Below are 10,000 nucleotides of genomic sequence, written 5' to 3'. Positions count from 1 at the left end.
CGGGATACCTGGTTTTTAAGAGCCTGAAACATGCCCCCTGATGATTGTGTGTCCTTACTTCTTCGAATCAAATGATCTTTCCAGTGCATCAAGTCGTGCCTCAAGCAGAGAGAGGTTTTGTGAGAACTCACTTTCAAACTGTTTCAGCTCGGCGATCTTTTGTGCATCATTCTCAAGAGCAGATCCCCGTTCTTCCTTGAACCGGTTCAGTTTTGGTCTGCGGATAACACCATAGTCTTCAACAAGCTGGGCAAACCGCCGGTCCAGGTACTCATCCACCCTGCTTTCAACCGGTCTGCGAAGGGATATTCTCCCGGTGGTTCCCTGGAAGAACCAGAACAGCAGGAAGAGGATGATGAGAACGATGAGGATGATCAGGAGTATCTCAATGAGTGTCATTTTATCCGGCTCCTGAGGGTGCGTATCCGCTCTTCCATTCGGTCCATCCGATCCTTTGATTCACGCTCAAAAGATTTCAGACTCTCCGCCTCCTGTTTGACCTGTCTGAACCGTTGTGATAGTTCCCTGATGTCAGCGGTCGTTGCAAGCTGCCAGTCGTCAATGATGAGTTTCATCCGCCGGTCAAGATAGGCGTTCAGGTACTTATCCATGGTCATTTCTTCGCCTCCAGCTCCTCTATGGCCTTTTCAATGGAGTCTGCCCGGCTTTTGAATAATTCTTTCATGGCATAGAGTCGTCCGACTTCATAGCTGAGAAATTCAAGCCGCCGTGCATATTCATGCAGGTCTGCCTCGGTGATAAGACCCCATTCTTCGACAATGGCTTCAAAATTCCGATCAAAGTAGGAGTCCAGTGTCCGGTCAAAGGTAGGGACCTGAGATGCGGCGAGTGTTTCAAAACTGCTCAGGTTATCAAAGAATTTTCGTGTGCTCCCAGATGTTTCAAACATTCCTCTCACCTAAATCTTTTTTTCCTCTGAATCAATCCGGTCCAGCATCAGGTCAAGTTTTTCACGCTTGACATAATTTTCAAGACGCTTGAGTCTGCCCTCGATAGTCTTCTGTTTCATGAAGATCTCGGTTTCAAGGGCGATGTTCGATTCTTCAATCTCTTTGAGTGCTGATATCTGATCTGTTGTCAGTCGTAAGGCCGGCTGGACTGAAGCTGCGGTATCCTGTTTTAATATCTGGAGCTTATCGCGTTCCAGTTCCAGCTCCAGTTTCCTGGTATTGGTCCGCATCAGTCTGATCTCCCTGATGATCAGGTATATCATGATAACGATGACAAGAAGGACTGCAATTCCTATAAGACCATCCTGGGAAAAGGAGATCTCCAAGCTTATCCCTCCAGCATTCTGGTAACAAATCCGACGGCGTCAGAAGGTCCGGAGAAATATACAATATCATTCTCTTTCAGGATGATGTCTCTGTCAAGTCCCAGGACCTTATCTTTCCGCTGGACGGTTACGAGTGTAATTTCCGGCGGTATTGTGAGGTTGCCAAGGGATCGGCCTGCTGCAAACCGTACCGGGACTGCCGCGCTGACGCCCTCTATGCCGGTCAGGGCACTTCTGATCGCCTTTGCCTCCTCCTGACTTATGGCAGATAATCCCTTCTCAATCTCCGGGCTGAGTTTTCCGATGGGTATCTTGTCCCTGATGGCATCTGCCGAACTCTTTGCTGCTTTGCTGACTTTTTCTCCGATGGGTTTTGTGTCCTCTTTCACCTTTTCAGTTATTTCCTTTGCTTTTGTGCTGATCTGTCCTGCGGTATCTGCTGCTCCCTTCTGTAATTTGTCTGCAGTTTCAGAGAGTTTTGATCCGATCTCCTGTGCTCCTCCCCGTATCTGGTCGGCAGCGGATTCAGCGGCAGTCCGAATTCTCTCCTCAAGCGGAATCTTCCTGGTTACATGGACCTTCCCGCCATCCGGAATATTGAGCTTTTTCAGATCCTCTCCGCTGATTCGTATCGTTCCCTCGTCTACCATGGCATCTGCAAAGATGGTCAGAGTAAGGGTTGCCCCTGCATCTGTGCTCACTTCCACCTCTGACTGATCCTCGACACCGAGGAATGAAAGGAGTTTTTCATGAATGCGGGCTCTTCCGTGACCGGGCATTGCCCGTTTCACTGCCTGCAGGGTTGCTTCCTCCATGTGGTTTAATCAGGTAATAACCTTTTTCAATCTTTCGGTTTATCACCCGGTCTCCAGATTAAATCGTAATGTATATTGGCTCTTCAGTTCACGATCTGTAATCCTTATGTGATAAGGACCCTGGGAGATAACATGGGAATTGAAAAGTTAATGGAAGGGAATCAGACCTTCGTAGAGAATGAATACGCAGAGAATATTGAGTATTACAAAGCCCTTCTCAAGGGGCAGAACCCGCATGTCATGATGATCGGGTGCTGTGACTCAAGAGTCGCACCAGAGATCACCTGTCATGCAAAGCCAGGAGAGATCTTTGTCCACCGGAACATTGGGAATATCGTCCCCCCCGGAGACTGGAATGTCGGGACATTTCTGGAGTACGGGATTCGCCATCTGAAGATAAACACGCTGGTTGTGTGCGGTCATGAAGAGTGTGGTGCCATGAAAGCACTGGCCGAAAAGAAGAGTGGTGATGATGTTCTGATCCCCGGATGGCTTAGACATGCCCATACGGCCCTGGATGCCGTTGAAAAGAAGGGAGAAAAACCCTCTGATCCTGAAGAGGCCAGGAAATGGCAGTCAGAACTTGAGATTGAGAATGTGAAACTCCAGCTTGCACATCTCCGCACCTACAGCGTGGTCAAGGACGCCGAAGATGCAGGAAAGCTCAGGGTGGTCGGACTCTATTACCGGATGTCAACCGCACAGCTTGAGGTTGTCGATCCTGGCAGACCTTTGAAGGGAGAATAGACAGAATGGTATTACGGGTTTAACCCGAACTTTTTTGTATTGGTATGAAAGGGTAGAGAATGTATTAAAAAAAAAGGTTAGATGGCAGTCGGATTCATGACCGGCTGTTTCATCTCGATGAGCATCTCTTCTACGTATCCAATGGTCTTGATGGTGAGGTTATTCTTTTTTGCTTCTGCAATCAGGTTTCTGGATTCTTTTGAGGCTCCGTTGGAGAGGACCAGGAGATGAGTCCCGTACTCTGCCATCCGCGCGTCTCTGACCAGGCCTGCGGCATTCAAATCGTCCTGCCAATTCGGTGCAAACTCTTTGTATGCGATTTTATTCTGTTCCGCAAACTCCTTTGCGATGAGGTCGACACCAGTAGAACCGCCGGTGATAATCTCGTCAACACCATTGATTTCTTTGATATATTTCGCGATTTCATTAGAAACCGTGGTAAATTTCCGGCATGTGCGTGGACCGGAGATGATTAATTTTTTCATGCCCTTAATAATTAAAATCTGTCATATATATGCTTTCTTTAGGTTTGTTCTCTGAAGTCCTGATATGCAGGAAACCTTTATCGTCTATTTCCTTCTAATCTGTAATTCCGGTTCGATCATACGTATCGTCCCTGAATTTATTCTTACATCTGCATTATAGAACGAACCCCGACGTGGTTTTATGTCTGAAATATTTCTTTTCATCGTACTCCTCTATGCTCTTTCAGGGGTCATCCCTCTGTGCATCCGAAAAAAACGAATATGGTCAGTTTCTTCGATAATCATGGGCGGTGGCGGTATTCTGCTCACGCTCTTCTCACTCCCCTGTCTTCTGGTGTCATCTGCAAAGACCATTCTCTTTCAGGGCGAATGGGTAACATTTCCGATATGCATCGGTATTGATCGCCTGTCTGCGCTGTTTTGTATCCTGCTTGGGATGCTGAGTCTTGCGGTTGCACTCTACACACCCGGATATCTTGACCGGATGCATGGAAACCGGCGAAGATATGTGGTGTCAGGGTTCATCCCCTTGTTTTTGCTGAGTATGCTGCTCGTCATCCTGGCAGGAACAACCATTGCATTCCTGGTATTCTGGGAACTCATGGCTATCCTCTCCTTCTTCCTGGTCCTGACGGAGTTTGAGGAGGAGAAAACACGGTATGCCTCCCTCTTTTACCTGGCAATGACTCAGATCTCAACGGTATTTGTTTTCCTGGGGATACTATTGATGTGTGTGAGTACCGGGTCTTGGGAGTATCCCTCTCATCTGTCCGGATCCGATCCTCTCATATCCCTCTCGTTCCTCTGCCTGTTTTTTGGTATTGCTATCAAATCAGGGGTCATTCCGTTTCATAAATGGCTTCCCCATGCGCATCCTGCCGCACCATCGCCGGTTTCGGCCCTGATGTCCGGGATGATGATAAGCACGGCTCTGTATGCCCTGCTCCGGGTGGTAACCGGATTCTATGCTCCAAACGCTGCATGGGGATTTCTTATCCTGGCATTCGGGTGCCTTTCGGCGGTGCTTGGGGTGATGTATGCCTTAAAGGAACAGGATATAAAGGGCCTGCTCGCCTACTCATCCATTGATAATACGGGGATTATTCTGATAGGGACTGGTCTTTGGGTTCTCTTCACAGTATTCGGATCCCCGGCCCTTGCTTTGATGGCGATCGCAGGGGCAGTCTTTCATGCCATCAGTCATGGGTTGTTCAAGGGGCTGTTATTCCTGACCGCAGGGTCGGTCTGCCAGGCTGCAGGGACCAGGAATATTGATGAGATGGGTGGAATCCTTGTCAGGATGCCCTGGACCGGCGGACTTTTCTTCATCGGTGTCCTGTCCATCGTATCAATCCCTCCCTTTAGCGGATTTATTGGTGAGTTTCTGATAATTATGTCCCTTATCGGTGGTCTGTCAGAACTCTCCCCGCTTTTGCAGATCGTCATGGTGGTTGTGCTCTCCCTCTTCAGCCTGACCGGGGCACTGACCGTCACAACCTTTGTGAAAGCAGTCGGGCTGACCTTTCTCGCACTCCCCCGGTCGGAGGGGGCATATCATGCACGGGAGGTCCCCTGGCCGATGTATGCAGGACCGGCTGTTCTGGCTCTGATGAGTGCAGGTCTTGGTATCTTCTCAGGTCAGATCTTCTCGTTCCTTGGGTATCCAGGACTGCTCCCTGATCTTTTGGTACTCTTTCTCCTCCTCCTCGGGACGAGTGTCCTGGTGTATGTGGCGGTCTGGTCGTATGCTTCACGAAAAACCCGGATAACCCGGACATGGGACTGTGGGATGAGAGCTCCCTCAAGCAAGATGGAGTATACCGGTTCAGGGTTTACCGAGCCTGTGGTCAGGTTTTTTGCCCCGGTGTACCGGACCCGGATATGCGTAACACGGGAATACCTTGATGAGCACCAGTGTCTGTTCAGAACAGGAACCGGAAGTATCCATCTCATGAAATTTTTTGAGGAATGCCTCTACCTGCCGGCTGCACGAAGGATAGACCGGTATGCATCCCTTGTCGCAGCCCTTCAGAACGGGGATATCGACCGGTTTGTCCTCTATGTCTTCTGCACCGTGATTCTGCTGATTCTCATCCTCGGGTGGTCGGCATGATTGGAGAATCATTCATCTTCGCCCTTCTGAATGTTGCGTTTGTCCTTGTGATATCGCCATTCTTCATGATGGTCATAAAGAAGGTAAAGGCACGGGTGCAGGGCAGACAAGGCCCGCATCTTCTGCAAGGATACTATAATCTTGCAAAGCTCTTCAGAAAAGAGACGCTGTATTCAGAGTATGCAGGGTGTATCTCCCGGATTGCTCCGTATGCTGCTCTGTCAATACTTCTGGTTGCAGCCATAATGGTCCCGCTCTTCTGGATACCTGAGCAGGAGCTGGTCACCGCCAATATCATCGTATTCCTCTATCTTCTCGTCGCCGGCCGGCTGCTCATAGCCCTGCTTGGTCTTGATGCGGCAAGCACCTTTGGTGGAATGGGCAGTTCACGGGAGATGAGCCTGTCTGCCATCATCGAACCGGTGACTGTGGTCGTGTTTGCAGCGTTGGTATATGTGACGGGCAGTTTTTCAATTCACGACATATTCAGAACGGCGACAACGATCTTCCCTGCATACAACCCGACGGTTCTTCTCCTCTCAGTACCGCTCTTTATCCTGATCATTGTGGAAACAGGGCGGGTTCCGGTGGACAACCCGGAGACTCATCTAGAGCTTACCATGGTTCATGAGGGGATGCTGCTTGACACATCAGGCCGAAATCTTGCCCTCTTTGAACTCTCCCATGCGGTGAAACAGACCCTTCTTATGGCAATTCTCCTCAATATCATAGTCCCGGCAGGGATTGCTCTTGAGTTGTCAGTCGGAGCCCTGATACTTGGGGGAGTGTTGTTCCTCCTGAAAGGGACGGTACTCTGCGTCATCATCGGGCTTTTTGAATCTGCCTATGCAAAGATGCGGTTCTTCCAGATCCCAAATCTCTTCATGATTGCATTTTTCTTTTCAATTCTTACGATATTCATCGAGGTGATGCTGTGATACTCAACGACGTGGCACCGGTATGGATCAGGATATGCCTGATACTGGTTCTGGTGTCAGGGGGATTTCTCCTCTCATCAAGAAGTCTTAAAAATCTGGTCAGGACATATCAGTTCCAGTCTTTCCTGCTGGTTCTGATTGCTCTTGGCCTTGTCGTACTTGAAGAACATACCATCCTCCTCCTGGTCGCTGCCCTCACAGTGGTATCCAAGGTATGGGGGATTCCGGCATGTATCAGGCTCATTCAGGAGCGGATACATATTCAGCAGGATCTGAAATTCTCCTATCTCCGGCCTCCTGGTGCCCTTATGCTCAGCATCCTCATCATTCTGCTGGTCTATATCACGTTTGCACAGATACTTGAGAAACTCTATGCAGCAAGCAGCCTGTTCTTCTTAGGCTCGGTCATCGGGGTATCCCTCGTCCTGATGGGACTTTTAGCGGTGTGCATTCGGAGGATGGCGATATCCAAGGTCATCGGCTATCTCTCGATGGAGAACGGGGTTCTTGCCTTTGGTTTATTCGTCACTGAACTGCCGTTCTTCATCGAGTTTGTCATCGTCATCGATCTCATCATCCTGGTGCTCCTGACATCCATCATGACCGTCGGCATAGACTCATCCATTGAGGAGTATAAAAGCCGGTTGGAGGAGTTTCATCTGCTGTCTGAAGAGGGAGGGATAGCATGATAGCAGTCCTCTACCCGGTGGTTGCAATGGTGATTCTTCTTTTGCAGCTGCTGCTCCGGACACACCGGTCACTCAGCCTTCTTGGCGTTATCCATCCGGTTATTTCCCTCATAATAACGCTGTATTTTATCGTATCTCCTGGGATCTGGGACGATTCCCCGTTCTTCCTCATCGATCACATGAGTCTTTTTGTGATGCTCACAACCAGCATCATCTTTGCTGCAGCAGCTCTGTATGCTGTTGGATATATTGACGGGCTGGTCAGGTCAGGGGATCTGGAGAAGAGAAGTCTTCGGATATTTTATTTCGGATTCTCATTCCTGCTTGCCGCTACAACCATGGCAATCTTCACCCCCAATATTGCCCTGTTCTGGATCTGTGCAGAACTGACGACCGTTCTCTCTGCAGTGCTCATTGCAATCCTTGCACTCAGGGCAACGATTGATGCATCGCTGAAGTACATCTTCATCTGTTCAACCTCGATGCTCTTCTCATTCATCGGGATCATCTTCCTCTTTGAGGCGGTCAGGAATAAGACCGGTGTCGGAAGTCTTCTGTGGACAGAGATTGTGGATGAAGCAGCCGGTCTGGACAGCGGCATGGTCTTTATCGCCTTTGTCTTCTTCTTTATCGGGTTTGCAGCAAAATCAGGCATTGTGCCATTTCATACCTGGCTTCCTCTGGCTCATGCCAAGGCTCCTTCAGCGGTAAGTGCGGTTCTGTCCGGTGCAATACTCAATATCGGGATGTATGGAATCCTCCGGATGACCGGGATCATGAAGGAGACAGGGGTGTTCGGGCAGGTATCAGTTCTCCTGATCGTCTTTGCCATGATTACTATCTCGGTCGCCTGTCTCTCGATGCTCAGGCAGAAGAAGCTTAAGACGCTTATCGCCTTCTCATCCATTGAGAATATGGGGTTCATCTTGCTTGGCATTGGTATCGGAAGCCCGGTGGCACTATTCTGGGCACTCTTTCATATGCTCTCGCATTCCTGCATCAAAGCAGGTCTGTTCTTCTCCGCCGGTATCCTCCACCGCCAGTATAAGGTTCCGACACGGACCGGTGAGGACGAGATCGGAGACCTCCTGCTGCTTCAGCCCTTTGCGGCGGTAACCGTGATGGCAGGGTGTGCAGCTCTTATCGGAATGCCTCTCTTCCCGCTCTTTCTCTCAAAGGTGGGGATACTTCTGGCAGCTGCAGCGATCTCAGTATGGATTCCGGCAATAGTCCTTCTCTTGTTTGCCTGTGCAGGAGTTGCCCTGCTCCGGTTTTACCTGCCGGTGATGGCGGTCAGGTTCCCGGCCGGGGAAGGTCCGGTGCCCTATACGGCGCCTCTCTCCATGAAAGTTCCCATTGTTCTGCTTCTCCTCCTTTCAATCATGATTGGGACCGTGATGATACCTGGGGAGGAAGCCTTCCTTGCTGCGGCGGTTGCTGATCTGGGATTTGGGGTGCAGCTATGACCGGTGTACATGCACATTATTCAGCCCTCTCCCTCCCGGCCGAATGGCTGATAGGGGAAGATATGACAACCATCTCCTATGCAGTGCCTGATGAGCGTATCAGAGCGGTTGCAGAGACACTTCTGGCTCTTGAGTCCCGTTTGGTCTGGATATTCTGCGAAAGAGAAGCGAAAGATGGTTCCTTTGTGCTAAGGTATGTCTTTGAGCTCACAGAGATGAGGAAATATCTTGTCCTGGTCCTCAATACCCGAATGCCTGAGTCACTTGTGGAGATCTATCCTGCTGCGAGCAGGTTTGAACGGGCGATCACTGATGGATTTGGTCTTCAGTTTGCCGGCTCTCCTGATACCCGCAGACTCTTCCTACATGAAGCATATCCTGACGGGTTTTATCCATTAAAAAAGAGTATCAAGAATGCCCCCATCACCCCCATCACGGCGTCGGACCATACGGCTCCCTATGAATTCAGGACCATGGAAGGGACAGGGGTGTATCAGGTTCCGGTCGGACCGGTCCATGCAGGGATCATCGAGCCAGGGCATTTCCGGTTCTCGGTGATTGGGGAGGACATTTTAAACCTTGAGATTCGTCTTGGATACCTGCACCGGGGTATTGAGAAACGTGCTGAGGGGTGCAGTCCTGAACAGGGTGTGAGCATTGCAGAGTCAGTGAGCGGAGATGAGTCGGTTGCCAATGCCTGCTGCTATGCGATGGCAGTTGAACAGATCTTATCAATACAGGTCCCGCCCCGTGCAGTCTGGCTCCGGGCGTATTTCCTCGAGCTTGAACGATCCTGGTCACTGCTCTCAGATCTGGCCGGTATGGTCACCGATGTTGCGTTTTCCACGGCAGCAAGCCGGCTTCTCATTCTCCGCGAGACGGTGCAGCGGGTTTGTGAACGCCTGACCGGTTCACGGTTCCTGAAAGGGATTATCGGTATCGGCGGTATCAGCCATGACATATCCGATGATCTGCTGGTTGAGGTGACGGATACGCTCATGAAGGTCAGGGTTGATCTTGAGGGCATCCTGTCCTGGGTCCTCTCTGTCCCGTCTGTTATTGACCGGTTCTCCACAACCGGGGTGGTGCGGGAGCCACTCATCGATCCTCTGGCACTATCCGGGCCGGTGGCACGGGCGAGCGGCCGGGCACTTGATGTCAGGTCAGATCATCCCTATGGCCTGTACGAAACTCATCCCATTCCTCCGCTCACCCGGATGACCGGTGATGTCCTGGGACGGTTTGCCCTGAAGGGTGATGAGGTCCTGGCATCCCTTGCGTACATTACCGAACTCGTCAGGCAGATACCAAAAGGGCCGGTTCAGGCAGAGTTTGAGGTCTGTGATGGAGATGCCCTTGCAGCCGTTGAATCCCCCCGAGGACGAAATCTCTGTTATGTCAGGATATGTGATGGCTCTATTGACCGGTTTGCCCTGTCCACCGCGTCGTT

The 10,000-nt window shown here is 50.5% G+C and carries 12 protein-coding genes; 6 read left to right on the top strand and 6 right to left on the bottom strand.

Annotated features, from left to right (window positions below; genetic code table 11):
- Nucleotides 1–54 precede the first annotated feature (54 nt).
- From LDL35_RS03590 to LDL35_RS03570, 5 genes are read right to left on the bottom strand one after another with little or no spacing between them, the layout of a single operon-like run.
- Nucleotides 55–399 (bottom strand): hypothetical protein, encoded by a 345-nt coding sequence (locus LDL35_RS03590; RefSeq protein ID WP_011448813.1) that lies wholly within the window; start codon nt 397–399, stop codon nt 55–57.
- Nucleotides 396–617 carry a hypothetical protein gene (locus LDL35_RS03585; RefSeq protein ID WP_304019569.1) on the bottom strand — a complete coding sequence of 74 codons (222 nt, stop codon included), beginning with the start codon at nt 615–617 and terminating at the stop codon, nt 396–398. Before LDL35_RS03585 ends, LDL35_RS03590 begins: the two co-directional genes overlap by 4 nt.
- On the bottom strand, nt 614–910 hold the full coding sequence (locus tag LDL35_RS03580; RefSeq protein ID WP_304019567.1) for a hypothetical protein: 297 nt from the start codon (nt 908–910) through the stop codon (nt 614–616). The genes LDL35_RS03585 and LDL35_RS03580 overlap by 4 nt, the downstream gene beginning before the upstream one ends.
- 9 nt (nt 911–919) lie before the next feature.
- Nucleotides 920–1,297 (bottom strand): hypothetical protein, encoded by a 378-nt coding sequence (locus tag LDL35_RS03575; RefSeq protein WP_011448810.1) that lies wholly within the window; start codon nt 1,295–1,297, stop codon nt 920–922.
- Between the two features lie 2 nt (nt 1,298–1,299).
- A complete protein-coding gene (locus tag LDL35_RS03570) occupies nt 1,300–2,112 on the bottom strand; it encodes a hypothetical protein (RefSeq protein ID WP_304019564.1) in 813 nt (270 codons plus the stop codon).
- A gap of 132 nt (nt 2,113–2,244) precedes the next feature.
- Here LDL35_RS03570 and LDL35_RS03565 point away from each other — a divergent pair, with 132 nt between their 5' ends.
- Nucleotides 2,245–2,859 carry a carbonic anhydrase gene (locus LDL35_RS03565; RefSeq protein ID WP_304019562.1) on the top strand — a complete coding sequence of 205 codons (615 nt, stop codon included), beginning with the start codon at nt 2,245–2,247 and terminating at the stop codon, nt 2,857–2,859.
- 77 nt (nt 2,860–2,936) lie between these two features.
- Here LDL35_RS03565 and LDL35_RS03560 read toward each other — a convergent pair whose 3' ends face one another.
- Complete coding sequence (locus LDL35_RS03560) at nt 2,937–3,344, bottom strand: SLOG family protein (RefSeq protein WP_304019560.1); 408 nt, start codon at nt 3,342–3,344, stop codon at nt 2,937–2,939.
- 181 nt (nt 3,345–3,525) lie between these two features.
- Between LDL35_RS03560 and LDL35_RS03555 the strand changes: the two genes are divergently transcribed.
- The 5 genes from LDL35_RS03555 to LDL35_RS03535 form a co-directional block, all read left to right on the top strand.
- Nucleotides 3,526–5,457 carry a proton-conducting transporter membrane subunit gene (locus tag LDL35_RS03555; RefSeq protein ID WP_304019558.1) on the top strand — a complete coding sequence of 644 codons (1,932 nt, stop codon included), beginning with the start codon at nt 3,526–3,528 and terminating at the stop codon, nt 5,455–5,457.
- Nucleotides 5,454–6,395 (top strand): respiratory chain complex I subunit 1 family protein, encoded by a 942-nt coding sequence (locus LDL35_RS03550; protein ID WP_304019556.1) that lies wholly within the window; start codon nt 5,454–5,456, stop codon nt 6,393–6,395. The genes LDL35_RS03555 and LDL35_RS03550 overlap by 4 nt, the downstream gene beginning before the upstream one ends.
- A complete protein-coding gene (locus LDL35_RS03545) occupies nt 6,392–7,084 on the top strand; it encodes a hydrogenase subunit (RefSeq protein ID WP_304019554.1) in 693 nt (230 codons plus the stop codon). Before LDL35_RS03550 ends, LDL35_RS03545 begins: the two co-directional genes overlap by 4 nt.
- A complete protein-coding gene (locus LDL35_RS03540; RefSeq protein WP_304019552.1) occupies nt 7,081–8,550 on the top strand; it encodes a proton-conducting transporter membrane subunit in 1,470 nt (489 codons plus the stop codon). The genes LDL35_RS03545 and LDL35_RS03540 overlap by 4 nt, the downstream gene beginning before the upstream one ends.
- Nucleotides 8,547–10,000: NADH-quinone oxidoreductase subunit C (locus tag LDL35_RS03535; RefSeq protein ID WP_304019550.1), on the top strand; the 1,454-nt coding region annotated here is incomplete at its 3' end. The genes LDL35_RS03540 and LDL35_RS03535, both read left to right, overlap by 4 nt.

It is taken from the genome of Methanospirillum hungatei (assembly GCF_020216685.1).
In the GTDB taxonomy this organism is placed as follows: domain Archaea; phylum Halobacteriota; class Methanomicrobia; order Methanomicrobiales; family Methanospirillaceae; genus Methanospirillum; species Methanospirillum hungatei_B.
This window is presented reverse-complemented; position numbering and strand designations above follow the sequence as displayed.

Coding starts and splice junctions, on each gene's coding strand:
- LDL35_RS03555 (WP_304019558.1), top strand. CDS start 3,526: ATGTCTGAAATATTTCTTTTCATCGTACTCCTCTATGCTCTTTCAGGG.
- LDL35_RS03580 (WP_304019567.1), bottom strand. CDS start 910: ATGTTTGAAACATCTGGGAGCACACGAAAATTCTTTGATAACCTGAGC.
- LDL35_RS03590 (WP_011448813.1), bottom strand. CDS start 399: ATGACACTCATTGAGATACTCCTGATCATCCTCATCGTTCTCATCATC.
- LDL35_RS03560 (WP_304019560.1), bottom strand. CDS start 3,344: ATGAAAAAATTAATCATCTCCGGTCCACGCACATGCCGGAAATTTACC.
- LDL35_RS03550 (WP_304019556.1), top strand. CDS start 5,454: ATGATTGGAGAATCATTCATCTTCGCCCTTCTGAATGTTGCGTTTGTC.
- LDL35_RS03570 (WP_304019564.1), bottom strand. CDS start 2,112: ATGGAGGAAGCAACCCTGCAGGCAGTGAAACGGGCAATGCCCGGTCAC.
- LDL35_RS03540 (WP_304019552.1), top strand. CDS start 7,081: ATGATAGCAGTCCTCTACCCGGTGGTTGCAATGGTGATTCTTCTTTTG.
- LDL35_RS03565 (WP_304019562.1), top strand. CDS start 2,245: ATGGGAATTGAAAAGTTAATGGAAGGGAATCAGACCTTCGTAGAGAAT.
- LDL35_RS03585 (WP_304019569.1), bottom strand. CDS start 617: ATGACCATGGATAAGTACCTGAACGCCTATCTTGACCGGCGGATGAAA.